Origin of the sequence: Streptomyces sp. NBRC 109706 (assembly GCF_000974485.1) — a bacterium.
Lineage (GTDB): Bacteria > Actinomycetota > Actinomycetes > Streptomycetales > Streptomycetaceae > Streptomyces.
In genome coordinates this window covers 584,138-610,636 of sequence record NZ_BBOM01000005.1, presented here as the reverse complement: position 1 = coordinate 610,636, position 26,499 = coordinate 584,138, and the positions used below count along the sequence as shown (strand labels likewise).

The 26,499-nt window shown below is 72.0% G+C and carries 23 protein-coding genes; 9 read left to right on the top strand and 14 right to left on the bottom strand.

Annotated features, from left to right (window positions below):
• The first annotated feature begins 154 nt into the window (after nt 1-154).
• Nucleotides 155-1,099 carry a PHB depolymerase family esterase gene (locus tag AOM46_RS07635; RefSeq protein WP_158920289.1) on the top strand — a complete coding sequence of 315 codons (945 nt, stop codon included), beginning with the start codon at nt 155-157 and terminating at the stop codon, nt 1,097-1,099.
• Between the two features lie 89 nt (nt 1,100-1,188).
• Here the strand turns inward: AOM46_RS07635 and AOM46_RS07630 are convergent, their stop codons facing one another.
• From AOM46_RS07630 to rocD, 7 genes are all read right to left on the bottom strand, one after another.
• Entirely contained in the window at nt 1,189-1,827 is a 639-nt protein-coding gene (locus tag AOM46_RS07630; protein ID WP_062207295.1) for a 3-oxoacid CoA-transferase subunit B, read from the bottom strand.
• A gap of 4 nt (nt 1,828-1,831) precedes the next feature.
• The gene (locus AOM46_RS07625) at nt 1,832-2,596 is read right to left on the bottom strand and encodes a CoA transferase subunit A (protein ID WP_062207293.1); all 765 of its coding nucleotides are present in this window, start codon (nt 2,594-2,596) and stop codon (nt 1,832-1,834) included.
• A 146-nt stretch (nt 2,597-2,742) separates the two neighbouring features.
• Entirely contained in the window at nt 2,743-4,713 is a 1,971-nt protein-coding gene (locus tag AOM46_RS07620; protein ID WP_062207291.1) for a GAF domain-containing protein, read from the bottom strand.
• Nucleotides 4,714-4,771: 58 nt separating this feature from the next.
• Entirely contained in the window at nt 4,772-5,581 is an 810-nt protein-coding gene (locus AOM46_RS07615) for a 3-hydroxybutyrate dehydrogenase (protein ID WP_062207289.1), read from the bottom strand.
• 124 nt (nt 5,582-5,705) lie between these two features.
• Complete coding sequence (locus AOM46_RS07610) at nt 5,706-6,614, bottom strand: glycine betaine ABC transporter substrate-binding protein (protein WP_067225982.1); 909 nt, start codon at nt 6,612-6,614, stop codon at nt 5,706-5,708.
• A 181-nt stretch (nt 6,615-6,795) separates the two neighbouring features.
• A complete protein-coding gene (locus AOM46_RS07605) occupies nt 6,796-7,785 on the bottom strand; it encodes a malate dehydrogenase (RefSeq protein ID WP_062207285.1) in 990 nt (329 codons plus the stop codon).
• Between the two features lie 193 nt (nt 7,786-7,978).
• Complete coding sequence (gene rocD, locus AOM46_RS07600) at nt 7,979-9,214, bottom strand: ornithine--oxo-acid transaminase (protein ID WP_062207283.1); 1,236 nt, start codon at nt 9,212-9,214, stop codon at nt 7,979-7,981.
• A gap of 159 nt (nt 9,215-9,373) precedes the next feature.
• On the opposite strand from rocD, the gene trpS reads away from it, so the two are divergent.
• Nucleotides 9,374-10,393: a tryptophan--tRNA ligase gene (gene trpS / locus AOM46_RS07595; RefSeq protein WP_062207281.1), complete on the top strand. Its 1,020-nt coding sequence runs from the start codon at nt 9,374-9,376 to the stop codon at nt 10,391-10,393.
• Between the two features lie 153 nt (nt 10,394-10,546).
• Nucleotides 10,547-11,101 (top strand): 2'-5' RNA ligase family protein, encoded by a 555-nt coding sequence (locus tag AOM46_RS07590; RefSeq protein WP_062208661.1) that lies wholly within the window; start codon nt 10,547-10,549, stop codon nt 11,099-11,101.
• Between the two features lies 1 nt (nt 11,102).
• Here the strand turns inward: AOM46_RS07590 and AOM46_RS07585 are convergent, their stop codons facing one another.
• Nucleotides 11,103-11,741: an ADP-ribosyltransferase gene (locus AOM46_RS07585; RefSeq protein WP_304952148.1), complete on the bottom strand. Its 639-nt coding sequence runs from the start codon at nt 11,739-11,741 to the stop codon at nt 11,103-11,105.
• A 143-nt stretch (nt 11,742-11,884) separates the two neighbouring features.
• Here AOM46_RS07585 and AOM46_RS31675 point away from each other — a divergent pair, with 143 nt between their 5' ends.
• Entirely contained in the window at nt 11,885-12,823 is a 939-nt protein-coding gene (locus AOM46_RS31675; RefSeq protein WP_078856591.1) for a YihY/virulence factor BrkB family protein, read from the top strand.
• Here AOM46_RS31675 and AOM46_RS07580 read toward each other — a convergent pair.
• Nucleotides 12,711-13,934: a D-alanyl-D-alanine carboxypeptidase family protein gene (locus tag AOM46_RS07580; RefSeq protein WP_234313719.1), complete on the bottom strand. Its 1,224-nt coding sequence runs from the start codon at nt 13,932-13,934 to the stop codon at nt 12,711-12,713. The two genes, AOM46_RS31675 and AOM46_RS07580, sit on opposite strands and share 113 nt — an antisense overlap.
• Nucleotides 13,935-14,130: 196 nt before the next feature.
• Between AOM46_RS07580 and AOM46_RS07575 the strand changes: the two genes are divergently transcribed.
• From AOM46_RS07575 to AOM46_RS07560, 4 genes are all read left to right on the top strand, one after another.
• Nucleotides 14,131-15,465, top strand: coding sequence for a metallophosphoesterase (locus tag AOM46_RS07575; RefSeq protein WP_062207274.1), 1,335 nt, complete (start codon nt 14,131-14,133; stop codon nt 15,463-15,465).
• Nucleotides 15,466-15,630: 165 nt separating this feature from the next.
• Complete coding sequence (locus AOM46_RS07570; protein WP_062207273.1) at nt 15,631-15,930, top strand: carboxypeptidase-like regulatory domain-containing protein; 300 nt, start codon at nt 15,631-15,633, stop codon at nt 15,928-15,930.
• Nucleotides 15,931-16,063: 133 nt separating this feature from the next.
• Complete coding sequence (locus tag AOM46_RS07565; RefSeq protein ID WP_158920287.1) at nt 16,064-17,704, top strand: ABC transporter substrate-binding protein; 1,641 nt, start codon at nt 16,064-16,066, stop codon at nt 17,702-17,704.
• Between the two features lie 21 nt (nt 17,705-17,725).
• Nucleotides 17,726-18,583, top strand: a complete 858-nt coding sequence (locus AOM46_RS07560) for a hypothetical protein (RefSeq protein WP_062207269.1) — start codon at nt 17,726-17,728, stop codon at nt 18,581-18,583.
• A gap of 9 nt (nt 18,584-18,592) precedes the next feature.
• Here the strand turns inward: AOM46_RS07560 and AOM46_RS07555 are convergent, their stop codons facing one another.
• The 5 genes from AOM46_RS07555 to sdhC all read right to left on the bottom strand — a co-directional run bounded on the left by AOM46_RS07555 (nt 18,593) and on the right by sdhC (nt 24,262).
• Nucleotides 18,593-19,975 (bottom strand): FAD-binding oxidoreductase, encoded by a 1,383-nt coding sequence (locus AOM46_RS07555; protein ID WP_062207267.1) that lies wholly within the window; start codon nt 19,973-19,975, stop codon nt 18,593-18,595.
• Between the two features lie 882 nt (nt 19,976-20,857).
• Nucleotides 20,858-21,637 (bottom strand): succinate dehydrogenase iron-sulfur subunit, encoded by a 780-nt coding sequence (locus AOM46_RS07550; RefSeq protein ID WP_062207265.1) that lies wholly within the window; start codon nt 21,635-21,637, stop codon nt 20,858-20,860.
• Nucleotides 21,637-23,391, bottom strand: coding sequence for a succinate dehydrogenase flavoprotein subunit (gene sdhA, locus AOM46_RS07545; RefSeq protein ID WP_062207263.1), 1,755 nt, complete (start codon nt 23,389-23,391; stop codon nt 21,637-21,639). The genes AOM46_RS07550 and sdhA overlap by 1 nt, the downstream gene beginning before the upstream one ends.
• Nucleotides 23,392-23,420: 29 nt before the next feature.
• Nucleotides 23,421-23,876: a succinate dehydrogenase hydrophobic membrane anchor subunit gene (locus tag AOM46_RS07540; protein ID WP_062207261.1), complete on the bottom strand. Its 456-nt coding sequence runs from the start codon at nt 23,874-23,876 to the stop codon at nt 23,421-23,423.
• A gap of 5 nt (nt 23,877-23,881) precedes the next feature.
• Nucleotides 23,882-24,262, bottom strand: a complete 381-nt coding sequence (gene sdhC / locus AOM46_RS07535) for a succinate dehydrogenase, cytochrome b556 subunit (protein ID WP_078856589.1) — start codon at nt 24,260-24,262, stop codon at nt 23,882-23,884.
• Nucleotides 24,263-24,474: 212 nt separating this feature from the next.
• On the opposite strand from sdhC, the gene AOM46_RS07530 reads away from it, so the two are divergent.
• Nucleotides 24,475-26,079 carry a family 20 glycosylhydrolase gene (locus tag AOM46_RS07530; protein ID WP_062207257.1) on the top strand — a complete coding sequence of 535 codons (1,605 nt, stop codon included), beginning with the start codon at nt 24,475-24,477 and terminating at the stop codon, nt 26,077-26,079.
• Nucleotides 26,080-26,499 lie beyond the last annotated feature (420 nt).

Genomic DNA, 26,499 nt, shown 5'->3' with positions numbered 1-26,499 from the left:
GACGGCAACGGCGCCTGAAGGGACCACCGTGATGAGAGCCGCACTCTTTCCCCCAGGGGTTTCCCCAGGAGTTTCCCCGGGAGCCTCCCCGGGAGTTTTCCGGCGAGTTCCGCGCAGGACGGCCACCCTGCTCGCCGCGCTTCTGCTCGGCCTGGTGTCCGTCCTGACCTCGGGCGGCCAGGCGCGGGCAGGGGCCCAGGAGTTGGCCGCGGTCCCGCTGGAGCAGGTCGGCTCCTTCGGCTCCAACCCGGGCGGTCTGGTGATGTACCGCTATGTGCCCACCGGGCTGGCGCCCGGCAGCCCCGTGGTGGTGCTCCTGCACGGCTGCGGACAGACCGCGCAGGCGTACGCGGACGGCTCCGGCTGGCAGAAGTTCGCCGACGCGAACGGGTTCGCGCTGGTGGTGGCGGAGCAGCGGACGGTCAACAACGCCAGCCGCTGCTTCAACTGGTTCCAGCCGGCCGATGTCGCGCGAGGCAGCGGCGAGGCGCTGTCCGTCGTACAGATGGTCGACCACACCGTCGACTCGCTGTCCGCCGACGCCTCCCGCGTCTATGTCACCGGTCTCTCGGCCGGCGGCATCCTGACGGCCTCGCTGCTGGCCGCCTACCCCGACGTCTTCGCCGGCGGCGCGGTGATCGCCGGCCTGCCGCACGGCTGCGCGACCAGCATGATCGACGCGTTCTCCTGCATGTTCCCCGGCCGCACGGCCACCGCCGAGACATGGGCTGACCGCGCCAGGGCCGCCTACCCGGACCACACGGGGCCGCGTCCCGCCGTCTCGATCTGGCACGGCGGCGCCGACTACGTGGTGGCCACCGCCAACCAGAACGAGTCGGTCAAGCAGTGGACCCACCTCCTCGGCGGCGACCAGCAGGCGGATGCCACCACACAGCTGGCCGCGAACACCACCCGATCCGTCTACGACACCGGGGCGGGAAACCCGCCGGTGATCAGCTATCTGACGCCGGGCAACGGCCATGGCACGCCGGTCGCGCCGGGCGAGGGAGCCGATCAGTGCGGCACCGCCGGCGCCTACTTCCTCGCCGGCATCTGCTCCAGTTACCACATCGCCGGCGACTGGGGGCTGACCGGCTGACCGGCCGCCCTCGGCCGGTGACCGGGTCCGTCCCGGGCGCGCGCGACGCGCCCGGGACGGACCTTCGGTCGTCGCCGGGCCCCGGTCCTTCAGCCGGCGGCCGGCAGCAGCTCGGTCGCGGTCGCGGCCCTGACCTGCTCGACCGTGACGCCGGGGGCCAGTTCGGCCAGCCGCGGCCCCTCCGGCGTGATGTCGATGACCCCCAGATCGGTGATGATCCGGTCCACCACCCGCCGACCCGTGGCGGGCAGCGACAGCTCCGACACGATCTTGGGCGAGCCGTCCCTGGCGGTGTGCTCCATCACGACGATCACCCGCCGCGCGCCGTGCACCAGATCCATCGCCCCGCCCATGCCCTTGACCATCTTGCCGGGGATCATCCAGTTCGCCAGGTCGCCCGCGGCCGAGACCTGCATCGCGCCGAGCACCGAGACATCGATCCGGCCGGAGCGGACCATGCCGAACGAGAGCGCCGAGTCGAAGTAGGCGGCGCCGGGGCCGACCGTCACGGTCTCCTTGCCCGCGTTGATCACGTCCGGGTGCTCCTCGCCCTCCTCGGGGTAGGGGCCGACGCCCAGGATGCCGTTCTCCGAGTGGAGGACGACTTCGGTCCCCGGCGGCAGGTGGTCGGGGATGCGGGTCGGCAGGCCGATGCCCAGATTGACGTACTGGCCGTCGCGCAGCTCGCGGGCGGCCCTGGCGACGAGTTGGTCGCGGTCCAGCGGCATGGGGTCAGTTCTCCCGGTCGGCGGGGCGGACGGTACGGCGTTCGACGCGCTTGTCGGCCGGATCGGCCCCGACCACCCGGTCCACATAGACGCCGGGCAGGTGCACCGCTTCGGGCGGGATGTCGCCGGCGGCGACGATCTGCTCGGCCTCCACCACGGTGACCCGGCCGGCCATCGCGCACAGCGGGTTGAAGTTGCGGGCCGCGGCCTGGAAGACGCAGTTGCCATGGCGGTCCGCGACCACGGCCCGCACCAGCGCGAAGTCCGTGGTGATGGCCTCCTCCAGCACATACCGCCGCCCCTCGAACTCGCCCACCCGCTTGGGCGGTGAGGCGACGGCCACCGCGCCGCCCCCGGCGGCGTAGCGCCAGGGCAGGCCACCGCTCTCCACCTGGGTGCCGACACCGGCCGGCGTGTAGAACGCGGGGATGCCGGAGCCGCCGGCCCGCAGCCGTTCGGCCAGCGTGCCCTGTGGGGTGAGCTCCACCTCCAGCTCGCCGGTGAGATACCGCCTGGCGAACTCCTTGTTCTCGCCGACGTACGACGATGTCATCCGGGCGATCCGGCCGGACCGCAGCAGCAGGCCGAGGCCCCAGTCGTCCACGCCGCAGTTGTTGGACACCACCCTGAGCCCCGAGGCGCCCGCCGCCACGAGTGCGCCGATCAGCGTCGTGGGGATGCCGCACAGACCGAAGCCGCCGACGGCGAGCGTCGCTCCGTCATGGATGTCGGCCACGGCCTGTCCCGCGGACTCCAACACCTTGTCCATCGATCCTCCTAGCCGGGGGACCACCGGCTCCGGCCGGTGGGGGACTTGCTTCCCCCAACCCTTTCGGCGGCGGCCGGCCACCACCATGTGCCGCCGTCACACGGTTCGCCCGGGAGAGGCGGCGGCCGGTCACATGTGTGGCCGGCTCAGCCGGCGGCCGGCGGATCCCCGACGAGCAGGTGGAGCCGGAGGGCGAGCTGCAGTTCCAACTCGCGTTCCGGGCTGTTCCAGTCCCGGCCGAGAAGCACCTGGATGCGGTCGAGCCGCTGGACCACGGTGTTGATGTGGACATGGAGCTGGTCCTTGGCCCGGGTCAGGCTCCGCCCGCAGCCGAAGTACGCGTGGAGGGTGCGGATCAGCTCGGTGCCGCGCCTGGCGTCGTAGTCGAGCAGGGGGCCGAGGACGGCGGTGACATAGCCGTGGACGTCGCGTCCCTCGCCGAGCAGCACCCCGATGAAGCCCAGGTCGGCCGAGCAGGCGCCGTCGCCGACCCGCCCGAGGATCCGCAACGCCCGCAGGCAGCGGACGGCCTCGGCGTGGGCGGCCGCGAGGCCCGCCGGCGTGGCCGTGGGGCCAGCGGCGCCAACGGTGACCTGGGCACCGGCCAGCAGCGTCAGCTGGGCCGCGGCGGCCCTGGCGGCATCGCCGGCGCCGCCGCCGTCGTGCCGCAGCAGCAGCACCGTGGCCCCCGCGTGCTCCGCGCTGACGCCCTCGCCCCCGAAGAGGTACTGCCGGGCCGCCGGCGCCAGCCGCTTGCCGGCGTCCGCCGTGGTCTCCGCGACCAGCAGGAGATGGGGCAGTTCCAGGTCTATGCCGAGCCGCCGGCCGCGTTCCACCAGGCCGGCCGGATCGCGGTCGGGTGCCGTCAGCAGGTCGCTGACCAGCTCGCCCCTGATGCGGTTCTCGGCCTCGGCGACCGACCTGCGCAGCAGCAGGAGCAGCGCGGTCACCACGCCGGCCCGCTCGAAGAGCCGGCGTTCCGGATCGGCGAGTTCGGCGCAGCCGTGGAGGACGAGGCTGCCGAGCAGCTCCTGGCCGGCGAGCGCGGCGCAGATCCACCGGTCGCCCCTCGGCACGGCCCGGCCGCTGGCACCGGAGTCCGCGACGGCCTCGGCGAGTTCGGCTGCCGCCTGCCGGCCACCGAATGGGCCACCGAACGGGCCGCCGTCACGGCGCACGGCGGCCAGCACCCGGCCGTCGGCGTCATGGATGGTGATCGCGCCGCCGAGCAGCCCGGCGACGGCCGTGGCGACCTCGGACAGCTCGCCACCGCGCAGCACCAGATCGGTCAGCCGGTCGTGGGCGTCCTCGGCGCGTTGCATGGCGGCGGAGTGGGCGCGGATCACGGCGTTGGCCTCGGCGAGGTCGGCGAGCGCGGCCCTGGTGTCGGCCAGTGCCCGCGCGGTGTCGATGGCGATGGCGGCGTGGGCGGCCAGCGAGCAGAGCAGCGCCACCTCGTCGGGGGCGAAGGTACGCGGGGTGCGGTCGGCGGCGAACAGCACACCGACGACCTTCCCGTCGGAGCCGCTGCCCGAGCCGAGCAGCAGCGGCACCCCGAGGATCGCGACCAGGCCCTCGTCCAGCACGCCGTCGTCGATGGTCCCGGTGTGGCGGAACCGCTGGTCGGCGCGGTACTCGGGGGTCGCGTAGGGGGTGGCGGTCTGGGCGACCAGACCGCCGAGACCCTCGCCGAGTTCGAGCCTGAGGTTCTGGAACAGCGGCGAGACCGAGCCGTCGGTGACCCGCATATAGGTGTCGCCCGCCTCCTCGTCCGGGAGCGTCAGATAGGCGGTGTCGGTGCCGAGGAGGCCGCGCGCCCTGCGGACGATCGAGTTGAGCACGGCGTCCAGGTCGCGCAGCGCGGCCAGATCGCCCGCCGTGTCGAACAGGGCGGTCAACTCCGCCTCCCTGCGCCGGTGCTGCCGCAGCACGCCTCTGATCCGCAGCGCCGCAGCGGTGGCGCGTTCGACCTCGGCCAGTTCGGGCGCGGGGACGCCGCCGAGGCGTGCCTCGGTGGCGACGGCGCCGAAGTCCTCGGCGGGGGCGTCCTCGGTCAGCAGGTCGAGCAGCCGGCACAGGTGACCGGCGGCCGATGTCATCGGTTCCGACTCAGGCATGGCGCCGCCATCATCGCAGGTGCGGACCGGCGTGTCCGAGGGGTGTGGGCGCCCCCGTTCAGCGGGCGGTCCAGCCGCCGTCGACCGGGAGCGAGGCGCCGGTGAGATAGCCGGTGCCCGGGCCGCACAGCCACAGCACGGTGTGGGCCACCTCCTCCGGCTCGATCAGCCGTTTGATCGCGGTGCGCTCCAGCATCACGCGCCGCACCACCTCCTCCTCCGCCATCCCGTGGGCGCGGGCCTGGTCGGCGATCTGGTCCTCCGCCAGCGGGGTGCGGACGAAGGCGGGGTTGACGCAGTTGCTGGTGACCCCGTGCGGGGCGCCTTCGAGCGCGGCCACCTTGCTGAGCCCTTCCAGGGCGTGTTTGGCGGTGACATAGGCCGCCTTGTAGGAGCTGGCGCGCAGTCCGTGCACCGACGAGATGTTGACGATCCGCCCCCAGCCCTCCCGGTACATGTGCGGAAGGGTCCGGCGGATGATGCGGAACGGCGCCTCCACCATCACCCGCTGGATCAGGGCGAAGCGGTCGGGCGGGAACTCGTGGAGCGGCGCGACGTGTTGGAGGCCGGCGTTGTTGACGACGATGTCCACGGCCTCGGGCAGGGTGTCCACGGCGTCGGGGTCCGCGAGGTCGACGACGAGGGCCGAGCCGCCGATCTCAGCCGCCGTTCTCCGGGCGCCGTCGGCGGCCCTGTCCACCACGTGGACGTGCGCGCCCGCCGCCGCCAGGGCGAGCGCGCAGGACCGGCCGATGCCGCTGGCGGCCCCGGTGACCAGGGCGGTGCGTCCAGCGAGGAAAGGGGCGGACGGCGCGGTGGCGCCGGCGACGGATGACGGGGCCAGGTCGCCGTGGGGGTTGCTCTCCATGGCGGCACAGTAGAAACGACGGGCCGCTCTCCCGATAGTGCCGGCTGCCACTCTTCGACGGCGAGCAGTGGTAGCCGCAGCTATATGTCACGTTCCGTGGATGGTCCCGGGCCGCGGCGCGCGGCTACGCGAACCAGGTGGCGACGGTGTCCGGGTTCTCGGTGACCCAGCGTTCGGCCGCCGCGCGCGGCGTCATGCCCTGGCCGGCGATGAGTTCGGCGACCGCGTTCTGGTCCTGTTCGGTCCAGGAGAAGGCGTGGAGGAAGGCGACGACCTCGCCGCCCTCGGTGGCGAACTCCGCGTTGAGGTACTTGTGCAGGGTGATCTTCGGGTAGTAGCCGGGGAGTTCGATCTCGGCCAGGTCGATCCGGCTGGTCAGCCAGTGGGGTTGCCAGAAGTACGCCAGCAGCGGCGTGCCGCCGGTGCCGGCCTGGGCTATCCGCTCGACCAGGGCCTCCTCGCTGCCCGCGGCGACCGGCCGCAGGTCGAGGTCCAGCTCGTCGATGATGGTCGCGTCCCTGGTGGCGAACCCGGGGTCGCCCTGGAGGACGGTGCCGCCCAGCTGGTCGGCGTAGTCGTTGAGGTTGCGCCAGTCGAGGACGTCGGGGTGGTTCCTGGCGAAGTCGCCGGGGACGAACCAGCCCACATGCCCGTCGATGCCGAGATCGCCGGCGGGGACCACGTCCTGCCGCTGGTCGACATGGAGTCGGGCCTGTTCGGGGAGCGCGCCCCAGTCCTCCAACAGGACCTGGGCGGTGCCGTCGCCCAGCTGGTTCCAGGCGGCGGCCGGGTCGGTCTCGACCTTCTCCACGGGGACGCCCAGCTCCTCCTCCAACAGATAGGCCACCACCGCCGCGTTGGCCCTGGCGCCCGGCCAGTCCGTCACCGCGATCCTGACCGGCTCCCGCTGCTCCTCGCCCGTCAGCTCGTCGGTCACATCGCAGGCGCCGGAGAACACCAGGCTCAGCGCGCCGAGTCCCACCAGAAGAGGATGACGTGCGAGGAGACGTATCCGGGGGGAGAGGCGTCGCATCGGCAGGGCTCTTCCTTCGGGCTTCGGCCGGGAACGGGAGCGGGAGGCGGGGGCGGCAGGAGGACGCAGTGTGGCCCCGACAGCGTGTGTGGGGGCCACAGATGCGTTACGTCCGCAGTGTTTCAGATGAGCCCGGTTCCGGGCCCAGCCGGTTCGGACGAGCCGGTTCGGACGAGCGGGGTCAGATGAGGCCGAGCCCGCGAACCGCCTCGCGCTCCTCGGCCAGCTCGCGGACCGAGGCGTCGATCCGGTCGCGGGAGAAGTCGTTGATCTCCAGGTCGGGCACGATGGAGTAGCTGCCGTCGGCGGTGGTGACGGGGAACGAGGAGATCAGGCCCTCGGGGACGCCGTAGGAGCCGTCGGACGGGATGGCCATCGAGGTCCAGTCGCCCTCGGGGGTGCCGTTGACCCAGGTGTGGACGTGGTCGATGGCGGCGTTGGCGGCGGAGGCGGCGGAGGACGCGCCCCTGGCCTCGATGATGGCGGCGCCGCGCTTGGCGACGGTCGGGATGAACGTGTCGGCCAGCCAGCCCTCGTCGCCGATCGCCTCGGCCGCGCTCTTGCCGGCCACCTCCGCGTGGAAGATGTCCGGGTACTGGGTGGCCGAGTGGTTGCCCCAGATGGTGAGGCGGCGGATCTCCGAGACCGGGCTGCCGGTCTTCTTGGCGAGCTGGGAGAGCGCCCGGTTGTGGTCGAGGCGGGTCATCGCGGTGAACCGCTCGGCCGGCACGTCGGGCGCCGCGGCCTGCGCGATCAGCGCGTTGGTGTTGGCCGGGTTGCCGACCACCAGCACCTTGACGTCGTCGGCGGCGTGGTCGTTGATGGCCCGGCCCTGCGGCTTGAAGATGCCGCCGTTCGCCTCCAGCAGATCACCCCGCTCCATGCCCTTGGTGCGCGGGCGGGCGCCGACCAGCAGCGCGACATTGGTGCCGTCGAAGGCCACGTTGGGGTCGTCGGAGATGTCGATCCCGGCCAGCAGCGGGAAGGCGGAGTCGTCCAGCTCCATGGCCGTGCCCTCGGCCGCGGCCAGCGCCGGGGTGATCTCCAGCAGGCGCAGCCGGACCGGGACATCGGGCCCGAGGAGCTGGCCCGAGGCGATACGGAAGAGCAGCGCGTAGCCGATCTGGCCTGCGGCGCCGGTGACGGTGACGGTGACGGGGGTGCGGGGCATCAGGGACCTTCCGGTATGTGAATGTGGCGGCCGGGTCCACGGCCAGGTTACTCGTCCAGCGTGGCGGGGCACTCCCACGGCGGCGGGAGGTCCTCGCGCACTTTCTCGCCATATCTCATATCTCGTCGTCAAGATACTGACGTCAGGGTAGTCCGCTGAACGTGGACCGGCCGCGTCGGGGTCGGCGCGCGGGTCAGCCCGCCAGCGCCTCCCTCAGCTGGGTGAGCGCCCACTGGAGGTCGTCCCGCTCGATGACCAGCGGCGGGGCGATCCGCAGCGTGTTCTCGTGGGTGTCCTTGACCAGCACGCCCCGCGCCAACAGCCGCTGGGACACCTCGCGTCCGCTGCCCACCCCGGGCGCCAGGTCGAGCCCGGCCCACAGACCCCGGCCGCGCACCTCGGTGACGGTGCCCTCGGTGACCAGCTTGGCCAGCTCGTCGTGGAGCAGTTCGCCCAGCTCGGCGGCCCGCGCCACGATCTCGCCCTCCCGCAGCATCGCCACCACCTCAAGGCCGATCGCGCAGGCCAGCGGGTTGCCGCCGAAGGTCGAGCCGTGCTCGCCCGGCTTGAAGACGCCCAGGATCTCCGCCGATGAGACCACCGCCGACACCGGCATCACCCCGCCGCCCAGCGCCTTGCCCAGGATGTAGATGTCGGGCACCACGCCCTCGTGCTCGCACGCGAAGGTGCGCCCGGTGCGGCCGAGCCCCGACTGGATCTCGTCCGCCATCAGCAGGACGCCGCGTTCGGCGGTGAGTTGACGCACCCCGGGCAGATAGCCGGCCGGCGGCACGATCACCCCGGCCTCGCCCTGGATCGGCTCCAGCAGCACCGCCACCGTGTTCTCGTCGACCGCCGCCCGCATCGCCTCCAGATCGCCGAACGGGACGACGGTGAAGCCGGGCGCGAACGGGCCGTAGTCGCGGTAGGCGTCCGGGTCGGTGGAGAAGCCGACCAGGGTGGTGGTGCGGCCGTGGAAGTTGTCGGCGGCCACCACGATGTTGGCCCGCCCGTCCGGCACGCCCTTGACCCGGTAGCCCCATTTGCGGGCGGTCTTGATCGCGGTCTCCACCGCCTCGGCGCCGGTGTTCATCGGCAGCACCATCTCCATCCCGCACAGCTCGGCCAGCTCCGTGACGAAGGGCGCGAACCGCTCGTGGTGGAAGGCGCGGGAGGTGAGGGTGAGACGGGTCAGCTGGGCCTTGGCCTCGGCGATCAGCCGGGGGTGGCCATGGCCGAAGTTGAGCGCCGAGTATCCGGCCAGCAGGTCCAGATGGCGCCGCCCGGCCACGTCCGTCACCCAGGCGCCGCGCGCCGAGGCGATGACGACCGGCAGCGGGTGGTAGTTGTGCGCGCTGTGCGCCTCAGCGGCGGCGATCAGGGCGGCGGCCGGGCTGTCCGGGGTCTCCGGGTGCTCCTGCACGGTCATGGTGGTATCCGATCTCTGGCTGGTGGGCCTGTGCCTTCCCTTGTAGCGGTCGCCGTCCGCTATGGGAAGAATCCGCGCGTCAGGTGTCCGAAAACCGGTACTTCGCGGGGCGTCACGGGGTCGTGTGACCCGGTTGGCGGACCTGAGACAATGGCTGTCATGGCCACCGATCGTCCTCGTGTCTTCTCCGGTATCCAGCCGACCGCCGGCTCCTTCCATCTGGGCAACTACCTGGGGGCGGTGCGGCAGTGGCTCCCGTTCCAGGACACCCACGACGCCTTCTACTCGATCGTGGACCTGCACGCCATCACCGTTCCGCAGGACCCGGCCGCGCTGCGCGAGGCGACCAGGCTGGCGGCGGCGCAGGTGCTGGGCGCCGGTCTCGACCCGGAGCTCTGCACGCTCTTCGTGCAGAGCCATGTGCCCGAGCACGCGCAGCTGGCCTGGGTGCTCAACTGCCTGACGGGCTTCGGCGAGGCGTCCCGGATGACGCAGTTCAAGGACAAGTCGGCCAAGCAGGGCGCCGAGGGCACCACGGTCGGGCTCTTCACCTACCCGGTGCTGCAGGCCGCCGACATCCTGCTCTACCAGACGGACCAGGTGCCCGTCGGCGAGGACCAGCGTCAGCATGTCGAGCTGACCCGGGACGTGGGGGCGCGTTTCAACGGCAGGTTCGGCGAGCTGTTCCGGCTGCCGTCCGCCCATATCCTCAAGGGCGCCGCCAAGATCCAGGACCTGCAGGACCCGGCCAGCAAGATGAGCAAGTCCAGCTCGTCGACCAAGGGCATCGTCTGGCTGCTCGACCCGCCGAAGACCTCGGCGAAGAAGTTCCGCAGCGCGGTCACCGACACCGGCACCGAGATCCGCTACGACCCGGTGGCGAAGCCGGGGCTGAGCAATCTCCTCACCATCTACGCGGCGCTCACCGGGAACACCGTCCAGGAGCTGGAGGAGAAGTTCAGCGGCCAGCTCTACGGCCCGCTGAAGACGGAGCTGGCGGACGTGTTCACCGACTGGGTCGCCCCGTTCCAGGCCCGCACCCAGGAGTTCCTGGACGATCCGGCGGAGCTGGACCGGCAGTTGGCCAGGGGCGCCGAGAAGGCGCGCGCGGTCGCCGCCGGCACGCTGGCGCGGGTGTACGACGTGGTGGGCTTCCTGCCCCCGGCGCCGCCGAGCTGACCCGCCGCCGAAACCCGGCGGAACCCGGGACGGAAGGCCCGTGCGCCCGCGCCCGCGCGGGCGGCACACTACGGGGGACGTCCGGGCGCGGTGCGGAAGCCCCGAAGCGGAACGCGGTGGGGCGCAGTGGAGCGAAGTGGAGGGAGTCGGATGGTGGGGAGCGTCACGCTCGGCGTGTCCATCGCGGTCCCGGAGCCGCATGGCAGCCGGTTGCAGCGCTGCCGTCTCGGCTTCGGGGACGCCGCCGCCGCCGGCATCCCGACCCATGTGACGCTGCTGCCCCCCACGGAGGTGGCGGCGGCCGACCGGCCGGCGATCGAGGGGCATCTGGTGGCCATCGCCGCCGCCGGCCGCCCGTTCCCCATGCGGCTCTCCGGCACGGGCACCTTCCGGCCGCTGTCGCCCGTGGTCTTCGTCCGGGTGGTGGAGGGCGGTTCGGCGTGCGGCTGGCTCCAGGAGCGGGTGCGGGACGCCTCGGGCCCGCTCGCCACGGAGCTGCGGTTCCCCTACCACCCGCATGTGACGGTGGCGCACGGCATCGCCGAGGAGGCGATGGACCGCGCCTTCGTCGAGCTGGCGGAGTACGAGGCGGCCTGGCAGGTCACCGGCTTCGCGCTGTACGAGCAGGACGCCGGTGGCGTCTGGGCGTTGCGCCGCGAGTTCCGCTTCGCGCCGGCGCCCAGCGCCGCGCCGACGCGGGTCGGGTAGCTCAGCCGCGCCAGGGCTCGTAGTGCGGGTTGTCGACGCAGTCCGCCATGGTCTCGGTGCGGGTCGCCCGGTCGACCGGGCAGGCGCCGACGATGAACTCGGTGGCGATCCCGCCGGGGAAGGCCACCTCGACCTGGTCGGCCCACCGGTGCTGGTCGCCGATGGTCGCGTTGACGTCGATGCCGCCCGGCGCGTCGATGTAGTAGTTGTAGCCGGCCGAGCCCCACTCCTTGTACAGATCGTGGTCGTAGCTGGTGGAGACGAACGGCGAGGGCTGGTTGACCAGCACGTACTGCTCCAGGTCGTACTGGCCGTCGACCACGTCCCTGGGCTCGAAGCCCTCGTCGAAGACGACCTCGGGCGCCCGGCGGTCCGCCCGGTACAGCTGGCGACAGTCGGTGCGGTAGGCCGGGTCGGGCGAGATCCGGTCCACGTCGACGGCGCGGTTGTTGGCGGCGTACAGCGGATCGTCGACGGTGGGGCAGGCCACGGCGGCGCCGGCGGTGGGCGCGGTGGCCAGGGAGAGCGGGGTGAAGAGCAGGCCGAGGGGCAGCGCGACGGCCGCGACCCGGCGGAGGATTCGCTTCAAGGACATGGCGCCACCCTGGCGGCGCCGCGCCGCCCGTCCGCGTAATGTCACCCGGACGGCGGCGTGGCGAGGACCGAACTGGACGCCGCGCCGCGGTGGTTGCCGCGCGGCACCGCCGTCCCGGTGTCGCGTGGCCCCCCGCCGGGCACCCGCGCATAGGGTCCGATACGCGGACGCGGCGTGGGGAGATGCGGATGGAACGGCTGACGCGGTTGCCCTGGATCGGCCCGGCCGTCGCCTGGCTGTCGCGCAGCCGGCTGTGGGCGCTCTACGAGCATCTGGACCGCAGGAACTGGACGCGGCTCGCCGCCGCCATCACGTTCACCAGCTTTGTCGCGCTCTTCCCGGTGCTCGGGCTGCTCGCCGCGATCGGGAGCACGCTGCTGAGCGAGCGCCAACTGGACGATATCGAACGGTGGTTCGCCGACCAGGTGCCCGGCATCTCCGATCAGCTCGATCTGAGCGGGCTCTTCGACAACGCCGGCGCCATCGGGCTGATCTCGCTGCTGCTGGTGCTGCCGACCGGCGCCGCCTGGGTGGACGCGCTGCGCGGCTGTCTGCGGGCGGTCTGGGATCTGGCCGACTCCGACGACAACGTGGTGCTGCGCCGGGTCAAGGACGCCGGCGTGCTCGCCGGGCTCGGCGCGGTGACGCTGCTGTCGCTGGGCGCCTCGGCGGTGGCGATAAGCCTGCTGCGTCGGGCCAGCCGGGGCCTGGGCGGCTTCGCCCCGCTGGTGCAGTTCGGTGCCTACGCGGTGGCCGTCGGGGTGGCGGCGCTGCTGCTGTTCTACGTCCTGGTCTGGCTTCCCGGCGTCCGGCCGCCGCGCCGGGCCACGGTGCTGGCCTGTCTGCTGGGCGCGGTCGGCATCGAACTGCTCAAGCTGCTGCTCGGCGGCTATCTGACCGGGGTCGCCGGGCGCAGCGTCTACGGCGCCTTCGGCGTGCCGGTCGCGCTGCTGCTGTGGATCAACCTGGTGGCCAAGCTGGTGCTGTTCTGCTGCGCCTGGACGGCGACCGCCGTCACTCCTGGGGATCGTCCGTCCGTCGACGCGTTGGACGCCGGTTCGGCAGCGGATGCCGCCGATGGAACACATAGGCCCCCGCCGCCAGCACCGCCAGAGCGCCGGCCGTGATGGTGGTGACCAGTATCCCGCCGGACGAGTCCCGGTGGCCCGAGGCGCCGGCCGCGCCGTCCAGGTTGGCCTCCTCGGCGTTCTTGCCGTCGGTCGCCGCGTCGCCCTCGCCCTCGTCCGAGGCGGTGCCGTCCTGGCCCTCGGGGAGTTCGCTGAGCGGGGGGACCAGCTCGCCCACCGGGTTCGCGTGGTCGGCGGCGGCGAAGCCCCAGTCGAGCAGGGCCGCCGCCTCGCGGTAGACGGCCAGGTTGTCGCCGTCCGCCGGGTCGAGCACCGTCACCAGCAGCACCCGGTCGTCCCGTTCGGCGACGCCGGTGAAGGTGTAGCCGGCCTCGGAGGTGTAGCCGTTCTTGACGCCGGCGATGCCGGGATAGGGGTCGAGCCCGGGGGCGCCGACCAGCAGCCGGTTGGTGTTCTGGATCTCGTAGGTCTCCCGGTCCTCGCCCTCGCCGGCGCCGGGGAAGTCGGCGTCGGCGGTGGACGCGTACTCGCGGAAGTCCTCGTGTTGCAGGCCGGCGCGGGCGAAGAGGGTCAGATCGTAGGCGGAGGAGAGCTGCCCCTCGGCGTCATAGCCGTCGGGGTTGACCACATGGGTGTCCAACGCCTGGAGGTCGGCGGCGCGTTCGTTCATCTGCGCGACGGTCGCCTCCTTGCCGCCGTTCATCGCGGTCAGCGCGTACACCGCGTCGTTGCCCGAGGCCAGGAAGACGCCGCGCCACAGGTCCTCGACGCGGTAGGTCTGGCCGTCGGCGACGCCCACCGCGCTGCTGCCGGGGCCCACGTCGGCGAAGTGCTCGGGCTGGGCGCGGTAGAGCGCCTCGCGGTCGAGCAGGGGCAGCACGGTGTCGGCGAAGAGCATCTTGATGGTGCTGGCCGGCGGCAGCCGCCGGTGGGCGTCGTGCGCGGCGAAGACCTCGCCGGTCTCGGCGTCGGCGACGATCCACGACGCGGCGGTGAGGTCCTCGGGCAGCGCGGGCACCCCGTCGGTGACGTCCACCACGGTCCCCGAGCCGGCCAGGCGCTCGCCGCCGATGGCGGTGCCACCGGCGGGCGGGTCCTCGGCCGAGGCCAGGGTGGGCAGAAGCAGCGTGGGCGTCAGTAAGCCAAGCACCAACGCGCGAACGGAGATCCGACAAGAGGACGAACGATTGAACGGCACACGGTGAACCTACCGCTGCCGACCTGCGTCCGTGCCAGCGGAGCGGCGCAAACCGGTGAGAGGCCGCCGTCAACCGGGCGACGTGGGTCGCCCATACTTGCCGAGGGTGGTCCGTGGCCCCCGCCGGCCCGGGAGGGATCTTTTCGTGATGATCGTCGTTGTCGTGCTGGTGTTCGCCGTGGTGCTGGTCGCCCTGCACTGGTATCTGTGGCGGCGCCTGGTGCGGGACGTCTCCCTGCCGGGCGGGTGGTACCGCCGGACGGGCGGCTGGGTGCTGGGGGTGCTGACGCTCTGCACGCTGCTCACCGCCGCCGGCGGGCGCGCCGGGCTGCCGTTCGACGTGCTTACCGTGGTGGCCTGGCCCGGCTTCTACTGGATGGCGATGGTCCTCTATCTGGTCCTCGCGCTGCTGGCGGGCGAGTTGGTGCGGCTGGTGCTGCTGCGCCGTGGCGCCCGCCGCGTCGAGGAGCCGACCCCGGCCGACGAGCGGGCCGACGCCGCCGCGCCCGAGCCGGCCGACGAGCCGGTGCCGGCGACCGTGGCGGTTGGCGACGCGGCCGGGGGGACGGCCGGCCGGGCCGGGGCCCCCGCCGGGCCTCCGCCGGTGGCCCCCGACGAGCCGGCCCAGGACCCGGCGCCCGATCCCGCGCCGGGGGAGCTGAGCCGGCGGCTGCTGGTGTCCCGTTCGATCGCGGTGGGCGCCGGGGTGCTGGCCACCGGGGTGGTCGGCTACGGCAGCTACAACGCGCGCCGGCTGCGGGTGAAGCGGGTGACGGTGCCGCTCGCCAAGCTGCCGCGCGGCGGGCACGGCTACCGGATAGCCGTCGTCAGCGATATCCACCTGGGCCCGGTGCTGGGCGAATCGCACTGCCGCCGGGTGGTCGACGCCATCAACAAGGTGCAGCCGGACCTGATCACGGTGGTGGGCGATCTGGTCGACGCCGAGGTGGACGATCTGCGCTCGGCGGTGGCCCCGCTGGCCGATCTGCGGGCCAGGGACGGCGCCTTCTTCGTCACCGGCAACCACGAGTACTACGTGGAGACCGAGGCATGGGTGGACCACGTCCGGGAGTTGGGGGTCACCCCGCTGGTCAACGAGCGGCGCGAGCTGCCGTTCCTCGACCTGGCCGGGGTCAACGACATCGGCGGCGAGGGCACCGACTTCGGCGGGCCCGACTATGACGCGGCGCTGGCCGACCGGGACCCGGCGCGCGCCTCGGTGCTGATGGCGCACCAGCCGGTGATGATCCACGACGCGGTGGACCACGGCGTCGACCTGCAGCTCTCCGGGCACACCCACGGCGGCCAGATGTGGCCGATCACCTATCTCGCCGCCCTGGCCAACCCCACGCTCGCCGGCCTGGAGCGGTACGGCGACACCCAGCTCTATGTCAGCAGGGGCGCGGGCGCCTACGGCCCGCCGGTGCGGGTCGGGGCCGATCCGGACATCACCGTGGTCGAGCTGGCCTCCGGCCAGTCCTGACCCCCGGGGGTATCCCCTAGGGGGAGAACCCTAGGTTTGTCTGGTTTTCGTGTCAGCCCACCGATGCGGTCAACTATTCGGCTCGCGTTGGTGTCCCTGATAACGCCCGGGGAACAAACTGACTGCGTGATGGACACGGAGCGCGGCGCTGGAGGAGCGTGTGGCATGACGGACCGAGTGGGTACGGGGGAGGCGCTCGCCATCAGCGGGTGGGTACGCGACTCGTTGGGGGTCGCACTGCCCCGTGCGGTGGTGACGCTCACGGCGGTGGACGGGGGCCGCAACCTCGACAAGACGAAGAGCGGCCCCGACGGCGCCTTCGAAGTGAAGGCCCCGGCCCTGGGCGAGTATCTTCTGGCGGCCTTCTCGCCGCAGTTGGGCACCCAGAGCGTCGAAGTACGGCTGGACGGCAACCCCGTCGAGGTGGAGCTTATGATCGATGTGCCCGGGGCTGTGACGGAATGACGCCTCGCGCCGGGTAGTAACACGGCCACCATGTGAAGTGTGGCCGGTCCGTTGCCCCCTGCCTGCTGTGGCCCACTCGTCCCTGTGGTTGGGTGGGCACGCTTACTTGTCTTTCCGAGAAAGGGCGCGGGGAGTGCGACGTTTCCGGGCCAAAGGGGCCATAGGTATCGGGCTGGCCATGGTGTTGGTCGCCGGCGCGATCGGCGGCTGGATCCTCTTCCAATCGAATGAGGACGGCAAGGACCCGATCGTGGTCGGCACCACCTCCACACCCACCATGGTGGACCCGGGCGGCGCCTATGACGCCTCGGCCTGGGCGCTGATGAGCAATCTCTATCAATCCCTGCTCACCTTCGAGCAGGGACGTGAACAGCCGGTCCCGGACGCCGCGGAGAGCTGCGCCTTCACCGACAACGAACTGACGGTCTTCCGCTGCGAGTTGAGGGACGACCTCCAGTTCAGCAACGGACGGGGCATCACCCCGGAGGACGTCAAGTTCTCCTACGAGCGGATCCTGGCCATGGCCGAGCGGGCCGACCAGGAGGCGGAGGACGACTCCATCCCCGAGGAGGAGAAGTTCTCCCACGCCGGCCCCTCGGCCCTGCTGGCCACCCTTGAGGCGGTCCGCATCGACGGCCAGGACATCATCTTCGAGCTGAACCAGCCCGACGCGACCTTCCCCTTCGTGGTGGCCGGCAGCGCCGGCGCCATCGTGGACATGGAGAAGTACGAGAAGCTGGAGCCGCGCACCGGCTGGGAGGTCGACGGCTCGGGCCCGTATGTCCTGCGGAACGGCAACGACGGCGACTCCGTCGAGCTGGTGCCCAACGAGAGCTACCGGGGCGCCAACGAGGTCCCCGAGTTCCCCGTCACCGTGCGGTACTTCTACGAGAACGACGAGGGCGCCTCCGCCGAGGAGCAGCTCGCCGAGGCCTGGGACAACGGCGAACTCGACGTCAACGACGGCAAGACGGCGCCCGAGGTGATGGCGGGGACCAACTTCAGCGACCCCGACCACCCCGTCACCGAGACACCCGCCGGATCGATCCGGGTGCTGGCCTTCAACACCGACGAGGACATGCCGCTCGGCAGCCGGGTGGCCCGCCAGACCATCGCCGCGCTGCTGGACCGCGACGCCATCAGCAGCCGGGTGCAGTTCGGCACCGTCGAACCGCTCTACTCGCTGATCCCGGTCGGCTTCACCGGCCACGGCACCCCGTTCTACGACCAGTACCGGGAGAACGACCCCGATGTGCTGCGGCAGCGGATGGTGGACGCCGGGCACGAACTGCCGCTCTCCTTCGACCTGGCCTACTCGCGCGGCGCGGGCAACCACGCCGAGGCCGAGATGGTGGAACGTCAGCTGGAGGCCGACGGGATCTTCGAGGTCGAGATCACGCACTACGAGTGGTCGGACTTCATCCCCGGCGTCTACAGCGCGCGGGACTACGACGCCTACATCATCGGCTGGCGCCCCGACTTCCCCGACCCCGCCACCTTCACCGACGGCATCCTCGGCCCCGGCGACGGGCTCGCCACGGGCTTCGCCAGCGAGCAGGTCAACCGGCTGATCGCCGACGCGCAGGCCGAACCCGACCGGGGGCGCGCCGCGGAGAACTTCCTGGCGATCCACGAACTGGCCGCCGAGGAAGCACCGATCATCCCCATCTGGCAGGACAAACGGTTCACCATCAGCGCGTCCAACATCACCGGCGTGCAGCTGCTGAACTCCGGAAGTGGCGTCTGGCGGCTCTGGGAGCTTCGCCGAATCTGATCCGTGCGGCAGGATGCGGCCATGGCCCGACTCAAGCACACCGTCATCCTGGCCCCCGTCGTCAGCCAACGTGAACTGTCCCGGGTGATCGCGGTGCCCCACGACGTGTGGGAGAGCCTGCACGCCGAGGGGCACCAGCTCTTCGCCGACGACGGCCGGCTCGTCCGGGGCATCGCCCTGCTGGCCGGCGAGCACGCCCGCCCCGGCGCCCGCTACGACCGCGACGAGGCCACGGCGCAGCCGCTGGCCGACGGGGTGGTCGCGCCCCGGGTCACGCTGCTCGCCTGGGACCCGGGCGTGGAGACCGCGCTCCGGGTCGACGGCCAACGCCTCGGCCCGGGGCCCAGCCCCCGGCTGGCCGCCGAGTTCCGGCTGCGCGACGTCTCCCACCCCGAACGGGCCACGCTCCGCATCGACGGCTCGATGTCCCGCCCCGGCCGCCAACGCCGCCGCTGGCTGCGCTGGTTCACCCTCAAGGCCGAGTTGGACGTGCCCCGCTGGTACGCGTCGGCGGCCGGCGAGAACGGACCGCCGCCGCTGCGGGTGCAGGTGACGCACTCGCTGGTGCGCGCCGAGGCCAGGGCGGTCCCCCGGCCGGCGGCCGGCGGCGGCTGGGCCGTCGACCTGCTGATCACCGCGCGCGGCCGGGGCCTGCTCCGACCGGTGGTCGCGGTGCCGCTGCAGGTCGCCAAGCGGATACTGCGCCGCTCCCTCGACCGCGCGCTGCCCCGCGCGGCCGAGATCTGGCGCACCGAGATCCAACCCGAACTCACCCGCGACCCGGCCCGGTTGCGCCGCCAACTGCTCGACGAACTCTGCATGACGCCGGAGGAACGCGCCGCCGACGGGGACCCCGCCGCCGGGGAGACCAGCGGGTAGGGCCCGCCGTCAGAGGACCTTGCCGGGGTTGAGGATGCCCAGCGGATCGAAGACCCGGCGGACGGAGCGCTGCAACTCCAGCCCGACCGGGCCGAGTTCGCGGGCCAGCCAGTCCTTCTTGAGCACTCCGACCCCGTGCTCCCCGGTGATCGTGCCGCCCAGCTCCAGGCCAAGGGCCATGATCTCGTCGAACGAGACCCGCGCCCTGGCCGCCTCGTCCGGATCGCTCGCGTCGAAGCAGACCGTCGGATGCGCGTTGCCGTCCCCGGCGTGCGCCACCACGCCGATGGTCAGCGCCTGCCGTTCGGCGATCAGCGCGACCCCGTCGATCAGCTCGGCCAGCCGGTCCCTCGGCACACAGACATCGTCGATCATCGTCGTCCCGGTGACCGCCTCCAGCGCGGGCAGCGTGGCCCGGCGGGCGGCCAGCAGCAGCTCCGACTCGGCCTGGTCGTCCGCCGGCACCACCTCCGTCGCGCCCGACTCCCGGCACAGCTCGCCGACCGCCGCCAGCTCCTCCGACGCCTGCGGGGTGTCGAACGCGGCCAGCAGCAGCGCCTGCGTGGACTCCGGCAGGCCCATCCTCGTCAGCCGGTTGACCGCCCGCACGCTGGTGCCGTCCATCAACTCCAACAACGAGGGCGTGTGCCCCGCGGCCATGATCCGCGCCACCGCCTCCCCGGCCGCCCGCGCCGAGCCGAACTCCGCCGCCAACACCAACTGCCTCGGCGGCGCCGGCCGCAGCGCCAGCACGGCCCGGACCACCACGCCCAGGGTGCCCTCGGCGCCGACGAACAGCCGCGTCAGGTCGTAGCCGGCGACGCCCTTGGCGGTGCGCCGCCCCGTGCTCAGCAGCCGCCCGTCGGCCAACACCACGTCCAGGCCGAGCACATACTCGGCGGTCACGCCGTACTTGACGCAACACAGACCGCCGGACCCGGTGCCGATATTGCCGCCGATGGTGCACTGCTCCCAACTCGACGGATCGGGCGGATAGCTGAGGCCGTGCTCGGCCACCGCCTTGGACAGATCGGCGTTGACCACGCCCGGCTCCACCACGGCGATCCGGTTCACCGGGTCGATCTCCAACACCCGGTCCATCCGCAGCAGCGAGAGCACGACGCAGCCGTCGATCGCGTTGGCCGCGCCGGAGAGCCCGGTACGCGCGCCCTGCGGCACGACGGGCACGCGCAGCTCGGTGGCCAGCCGCAACACCCGCTGGACGTCCTCGACGGTGCGCGGCAACACGACGGCCGCGGGGGAGCCGGCCGAGCAGAAGCTGGCCATGTCATGGGCATAGGAAGCGGTGACATCGGGATCGGTGAGAACGGCCTCGGCGGGCAGCGCCTCGCGCAGCCGAGCGACAACGGTGGTGCTCTGCGCAGTGCTCATACCCGCAGCTTGACACCCCCCCGAACGTTTTCCCATGCCCCGTACCCTCCCCGCCCCGCCCACCCCACCCCGGCCCGGCGACCGGGTGGTGCCCCCACGGGGCCGTCCCCGCCCGGGGAGGGCGCCGCGCCGGCCCAAGCCTGCGGCGCAGCCGCCGCCCCGCTGGCGGCGCTTCGCCGGAGGCGCCTAACAGGGCCTGTGCCTGCGGCGCAGCCGCCATCCTTCTGGCGGCAGCGCTCGCGTTGCCCGCGCTGCGGCGTGGCTGCCCCCGTCCGGGAGGGCTCCCTACCGGGGGCGTCTAACGGGGCCCGTGCCCGCGGCGCAGCCGCCGCACGGTCGGTCAGCAGTAGCCCCCTTCGCCCGGGGAGGGCGCCGCGCCCGAGGCGTCTAACGCGGGTTCGTGCCTGCGGCGCAGCCGCCGCCCTGCCTGGCAGCGTCAGCGTTGCCCCTGCTGCGGCGCAGCCGTCCCCGCCCGGGGAGGGCGCTTCGCCGGCCCAAGCCTGCGGCGGAGCCGCCGCACCGTCGGCCAGCAGTAGCCGCCTCCGTCCGGGAGGGTGCCTTGCCGGAGGCGCCTACGCGGCCCGTGCCTGGGGCGTTGCCCGCGCTGCGGCGTGGCCGCCGCCCCGCCGCCTGGCAGCGTCAGCGTTGCCCCCGGCGCGGCGCAGCCGTCCTCGCCCGGGAGGGCGCCTCGCCGGCCCAAGCCTGCGGCGCAGCCGCCGCCCTGTTGGCGGCAGCGCTCGCGTTGCCCCTGCTGCGGCGCAGCCGTCCCCCGCCCGGGAGGGCGCCCCGCCGGAGGCGTCTATCGCGTCCCGAGCCCGCGGCGCAGCCGCCCCGCTGGCGGCGGCCGCGCCGCCGTGGGGGGAGCGCCCCGCCTGGGAGGGCTCAGAAGCGGCGGGTGATCAGGGCCTTCTTGACCTCCTGGATGGCCTTGGTGACCTCGATGCCGCGCGGGCAGGCGTCCGTGCAGTTGAACGTGGTGCGGCAGCGCCACACGCCGTCCTTGTCGTTGAGGACTTCCAGCCGCCGCTCGGCGCCCTCGTCCCGGGAGTCGAAGATGAAGCGGTGCGCGTTGACGATCGCCGCCGGGCCGAAGTACTGGCCGTCGTTCCAGAACACCGGGCAGGACGAGGTGCACGCCGCGCAGAGGATGCACTTGGTGGTGTCGTCGAACCGCTCGCGGTCGGCCGCCGACTGGAGGCGTTCGCGGGTCGGCTCGTTGCCCGAGGTGATCAGGAACGGCATCACGTCGCGGTACGCCTGGAAGAACGGCTCCATGTCCACGATCAGGTCCTTCAGGACCGTCATGCCCTTGATCGGCTCGACCAGGATCGGCTTGGTGGCGACCGAGCCCTTGATCGTGGTGATGTCCTTGATCAGCGTCTTGCAGGCCAGCCGGTTCTTGCCGTTGATCCGCATCGCGTCCGAGCCGCAGATCCCGTGCGCGCAGGAGCGGCGGAACGTCAGCGTGCCGTCCTCGTCCCACTTGATCTGGTGCAGCGCGTCGAGGACCCGTTCCTTGGGGTCGATCGCGATCTCGAAGTCCTGCCAGTTCGGCTCGGCGGAGACCTCGGGGTTGAAGCGACGGATCCGGAAGGTGACGGTGACCAGGTGGTCGGCGCCGGCCGCCGGGGCGGCGGACTTCTCCATCGTCGGGGTAGCCATCAGTACGTACGCTCCATCGGCTGGTAGCGGGTCTGGACGACGGGCTTGTAGTCGAGCCGGATCGTCTCGTTGCCGTCGGCGTCCACCTCGCGGTACGCCATGGTGTGCCGCATGAAGTTGACGTCGTCGCGGGTCGGGTAGTCCTCGCGGTAGTGGCCGCCCCTGGACTCCTTGCGGGCCAGCGCCGAGACCACCAGCACCTCGGCGAGTTCCAGGAGGTTGCCCAGCTCAAGCGCTTCGAGCAGGTCGGTGTTGAACCGCCGGCCCTTGTCCTGCACCGAGACGGAACGGTAGCGGCGGCGCAGCTCCGCGATGTCGCCCAGGGCCTCCTTCAGGGTGCCCTCGGTGCGGAACACCATGGCGTTCTTGTCCATGGTCTCCTGCAGCGCCCGGCGGATGTCCGTGACCCGTTCGCTGCCGGTGGCGTCGCGCATCCGCTCGACCTCGGTGGCGACGAAGCCCGCCGGCTCGTCGGGCAGCGGCACGAAGTCCGCGGTGGCCGCGTACTCGGCGGCGGCGATGCCGGCCCGACGCCCGAACACGTTGATGTCCAGCAGGGAGTTGGTGCCAAGACGGTTGGCGCCGTGCACCGAGACGCAGGCGACCTCGCCGGCCGCGTAGAGCCCGGGCACCACATCGGTGTTGTTGGCCAGCACCTCGCCCAGCACGTTGGTCGGCATCCCGCCCATCGCGTAGTGCGCGGTCGGCTGGATCGGGATCGGGTCCGTATAGGGCTCGATGCCGAGGTAGGTGCGCGCGAACTCGGTGATGTCGGGGAGCTTGGCGTCCAGCTGCTCGGGCGGCAGGTGGGTGAGGTCGAGATAGACGTGGTCGCCCTCGGGGCCGCAGCCCCGGCCCTCGCGGATCTCCGTGTAGATGGAACGGGAGACCACGTCGCGGGAGGCCAGGTCCTTCATGACGGGCGCGTACTTCTCCATGAAGCGTTCGCCGTCCTTGTTCCGCAGGATACCGCCCTCGCCGCGCGCGCCCTCGGTGAGCAGGATGCCCATCCGCCAGATGCCGGTCGGGTGGAACTGGAAGAACTCCATGTCCTCCAGCGGCAGTCCGCGCCGGAACGCGGCGGCCTGGCCGTCGCCGGTCAGGGTGTGCGCGTTGGAGGTCACCTTGTAGAACTTGCCGTTGCCGCCGGAGGCGAAGACGACGGCCTTGGCCTGGAAGACGTGCAGTTCGCCGGTGGCCAGCTCGTAGGCGACGACGCCCGCGGTGCGGCGCTGCCTGTTGACCTCGGTCAGCAGCAGGTCCAGGACATAGAACTCGTTGTAGAACTCCACGCCCTCCTTGACGCAGTTCTGGTACAGCGTCTGGAGGATCATGTGCCCGGTGCGGTCGGCGGCGTAGCAGGAGCGGCGCACGGGGGCCTCGCCGTGGTTACGGCTGTGGCCGCCGAACCGCCGCTGGTCGATGCGGCCCTCGGGGGTGCGGTTGAAGGGGAGGCCCATCTTCTCCAGGTCGAGCACGGAGTCGATGGCCTCCTTGGCCAGGATCTCCGCGGCGTCCTGGTCCACCAGGTAGTCGCCACCCTTGATGGTGTCGAAGGTGTGCCACTCCCAGTTGTCCTCCTCGACGTTGGCGAGCGCGGCGGCCATGCCGCCCTGCGCCGCGCCGGTGTGCGAGCGGGTCGGGTAGAGCTTGGTCAGCACCGCTGTCCGGCTGCGCTTGGTGGCCTCGATGGCCGCGCGCATACCGGCGCCGCCGGCGCCGACGATGACGGTGTCGTACTTGTGGATCTGCATGCTCGAATGCCTCGTCAGCCCCGGTGCGTTCAGCGGATGTTCGGGTCGAAGGTGAAGATCACCAGGGTGCCCAGCAGCACGGTGAAGACCGTGGCCGTGTACAGCAGCATCTTCAGCCAGAAGCGGGTGCCGTCCCGCTGCGCGTAGTCGTTGATGATCGTGCGCAGCCCGTTGGCGCCGTGCAGCATGGCGAGCCAGAGCATGATCAGGTCCCAGGCCATCCAGAACGGGGAGGCCCAGCGGCCGGCGACAAAAGCGAAGCTGACCTTGCTGACGCCCCCGTCGAGCACCAGCTGGATCAGCAGGTGGCCGAGGACCAGCACCACCAGCACGATGCCGGAGAGCCGCATGAACAGCCAGCCGTACAGCTCGAAGTTGGTGCGGGTGGACCTGGGCGTCCGCGCCGTGCGGGCGCGGGGCGGCTCGATCAGCGGGGCCGGGTTGTCGGGGCTGACGGCGGTGGTCTCGGTTGACCCTACGGACATGGCGATCAGCTCCCGAACACTTCGCGGACGGCGTGGCCGAGCACCGGGTAGGCGGCGCCGGCCATCAGCACGACCCACAGGCCCACCACGGTCCACAGCATCTGGCGCTGGTAGTTGGTGCCCCGGGACCAGAAGTCGACGGCGACGACGCGCAGGCCGTTGAGCGCGTGGAAGAGCACCGCGGCCATCAGGCCGTACTCCATCAGGGCCACGATCGGTGTCTTGTAGACCGCGATGGTGTCGTCGTACGCCTCGGGTGAGACGCGGACCAAAGCGGTGTCCAGCACATGGACGAACAGGAAGAAGAAAACGAGGACACCGGTGACGCGGTGCGCCACCCATGACCACATGCCTTCCCGGCCGCGGTACAACGTTCCTGCCGGCACGGAAGAACCCTTCGCACGCGATGTCACAGGGGCCTGCCGGCAGATCCAGTTCTCGTGGGGACGTCGGACGGGCCCGGCCGGGTACGGTCCACCGGCCGCGCACATGGTATCGGCGCTTATCGGGTCGCTTGCCCCGGGGGGCCACAGGTGCGATAAATCCGGCATGCTCGTCATCCGTTTGCCAGCTGATGACCAGCGGCTACCGTCGGATTATGCGACAAGCGCCATGGCGAATATTCGCACTGGTCGGCGCGGTAGCGGTGATAGCCACAGCTCTGGTCTTCACCGTCGCCCGTCCGTCCGGCGACCCCCACGACGCCGCCAGGTCCCACACCCCCCAGGGCCGAGGCGACTCACCCTCCCCAGCGACCCCGCTGCCCACCGGACCGGGCGAGGCCCCGGAGACGGTGCCGGCGGTCCGTTCCTTCGAACCGGCCCCAGGACCCGGCTGGGCGCCCGCCGACTCAACCCGGGTGGTGACCGACCCGGACGGGCCGCTCACCGACGAGGCCGACCGGCTGGCCGACGAACTCTCCCTCGACCGGGCCGACGAGGACCCGGGCGCCGGCGATATCGAGCTCCGCCTCGACGAGGACGCCGACACCGGCGACGAGGGCTACCGGCTGGAGACCGACGAGCAGCGGGTCACCATCACCTCCGCCACCGAGGCCGGCGCCTTCTACGGCACGGTCACCCTCGTCCAGGCCGTACGCGGCCAGGGCGGCGTGGCCCAGGGCGTCATCGAGGACCAGCCCGACCGTCCCCAGCGCGGACTGAGCCTGGACACCGCCCGCAAGCACTTCGACGCCGAGTGGATCGAGCAGCGGCTGCACGAGATGGCCGATCTCAAGCTCAACCAGCTCCAGTGGCACTTCAGCGACGACCAGGGCTTCCGGGTGGAGAGCGAGTCGCATCCGGAGATCGTCTCCGACGACCACCTCACCAAGGACGAGGTCCGCTCCATCATCCGACTGGCCGAATCGCTGCACATCACCGTGATCCCCGAGATCGACTCGCCCGGCCACCTCGGCGCGGTCATGGCCGCCCACCCCGACCTCCAACTGCGCGAACCCGACGGCAGCGAGACCAGGGGCGCCATCGACATCACCCGGCCGGAGGCCGCCGAGATCCTCGACGACCTGATCCGCGAGTACGCCGAGCTCTTCCCCGGCGACTATCTGCACCTGGGCGGCGACGAGTACGCGGCGGTGATGCGCCAGGACCCCGAGGGCACCTACCCGGAGCTGGCCCAGGCGGCCAGGGAGCAGTTCGGCGACAACGGCACCGTGGCCGACCTGGCCACCGCCTGGCTCAACGACCGCGCCGAGACCGCGCGGGAGGCCGGCAAGATCCCGCAGGTCTGGAACGACGGCATGCACGCCGGCGGCGAGGTCCAGCCCGACCACGACCGGGAGGTCACCTACTGGACCGGACGCGAGATCGGCGCCCGGGAGCCCGTCGAGTACCTGGAGGGCGGCTGGCCGCTGATCAATATGAACTCCGAGTACCTGTACTACGTCTTGGGCGAGCCCAACGAGTTCATCTATCCGACGGGTGAGCGCATCTACGACGAGTGGACCCCGGACGTGGTGCGCGGCAGCGAGCCGGTGCCGGACGAATTCGCCAACGCCGACGACGTGTTGGGCGGCAGGTTCGCCGTCTGGTGCGATCTGGCCGACGCGCAGACCCAGGAGGAGGTGGCCGAAGGCATCGTCGGACCGCTGCGGGCGGTGGCCCAGAAGCTCTGGGATCCGCGTGAACCCGCCCTGGACTGGGCCGCGTTCAGCGAGCTGGCGGATCGGGTGACGGCCGACTGACGGTCAACTGGCGGCCGGTGGAAGACCGGTTGAGCCGGAACCGGGCCGCGGGTGTGTGGAACCCCGGCCCGGTGGGGAAAGCGGTGGTGAGACGAGTCTCACACCGGCCGCGAGCCCCGATCCGGCGAACTGCCGGCGCCGGGGCCCGAGATGGAGGCCACGAGGAGGTCCTGCGACGGTGCGGTGAGAGGAGCGTGGGCGTCCCGCGAACAACGGCGAGGCGCAGGGGACAGCCGGGGCCGCCACCCCCCACAGGAGAGACCCCGGCTGCCGCCGGACGCGAGCCCGTCCCGGGCCGAGTCCGTACATCTCTCTGCGTTGGGCGAGGGGATTCCGTTACCGCGCGGATGCGGCCGGATGCGCCATGGACGATGCCGCCAAGGACGCGTAGCGTTCAGACACCAGGGACACACAGTTACC

Coding starts and splice junctions, on each gene's coding strand:
- AOM46_RS07530 (WP_062207257.1), top strand. CDS start 24,475: ATGCGACAAGCGCCATGGCGAATATTCGCACTGGTCGGCGCGGTAGCG.
- AOM46_RS07555 (WP_062207267.1), bottom strand. CDS start 19,975: ATGAGCACTGCGCAGAGCACCACCGTTGTCGCTCGGCTGCGCGAGGCG.
- trpS (WP_062207281.1), top strand. CDS start 9,374: ATGGCCACCGATCGTCCTCGTGTCTTCTCCGGTATCCAGCCGACCGCC.
- AOM46_RS07540 (WP_062207261.1), bottom strand. CDS start 23,876: ATGTCCGTAGGGTCAACCGAGACCACCGCCGTCAGCCCCGACAACCCG.
- rocD (WP_062207283.1), bottom strand. CDS start 9,214: ATGACCGTGCAGGAGCACCCGGAGACCCCGGACAGCCCGGCCGCCGCC.
- AOM46_RS07550 (WP_062207265.1), bottom strand. CDS start 21,637: ATGGCTACCCCGACGATGGAGAAGTCCGCCGCCCCGGCGGCCGGCGCC.
- AOM46_RS07605 (WP_062207285.1), bottom strand. CDS start 7,785: ATGCCCCGCACCCCCGTCACCGTCACCGTCACCGGCGCCGCAGGCCAG.
- AOM46_RS07610 (WP_067225982.1), bottom strand. CDS start 6,614: ATGCGACGCCTCTCCCCCCGGATACGTCTCCTCGCACGTCATCCTCTT.
- AOM46_RS07630 (WP_062207295.1), bottom strand. CDS start 1,827: ATGCCGCTGGACCGCGACCAACTCGTCGCCAGGGCCGCCCGCGAGCTG.
- AOM46_RS07575 (WP_062207274.1), top strand. CDS start 14,131: ATGATCGTCGTTGTCGTGCTGGTGTTCGCCGTGGTGCTGGTCGCCCTG.
- AOM46_RS31675 (WP_078856591.1), top strand. CDS start 11,885: ATGGAACGGCTGACGCGGTTGCCCTGGATCGGCCCGGCCGTCGCCTGG.
- AOM46_RS07615 (WP_062207289.1), bottom strand. CDS start 5,581: ATGGAGAGCAACCCCCACGGCGACCTGGCCCCGTCATCCGTCGCCGGC.
- AOM46_RS07625 (WP_062207293.1), bottom strand. CDS start 2,596: ATGGACAAGGTGTTGGAGTCCGCGGGACAGGCCGTGGCCGACATCCAT.
- AOM46_RS07620 (WP_062207291.1), bottom strand. CDS start 4,713: ATGCCTGAGTCGGAACCGATGACATCGGCCGCCGGTCACCTGTGCCGG.
- sdhA (WP_062207263.1), bottom strand. CDS start 23,391: ATGCAGATCCACAAGTACGACACCGTCATCGTCGGCGCCGGCGGCGCC.
- AOM46_RS07560 (WP_062207269.1), top strand. CDS start 17,726: ATGGCCCGACTCAAGCACACCGTCATCCTGGCCCCCGTCGTCAGCCAA.
- AOM46_RS07570 (WP_062207273.1), top strand. CDS start 15,631: ATGACGGACCGAGTGGGTACGGGGGAGGCGCTCGCCATCAGCGGGTGG.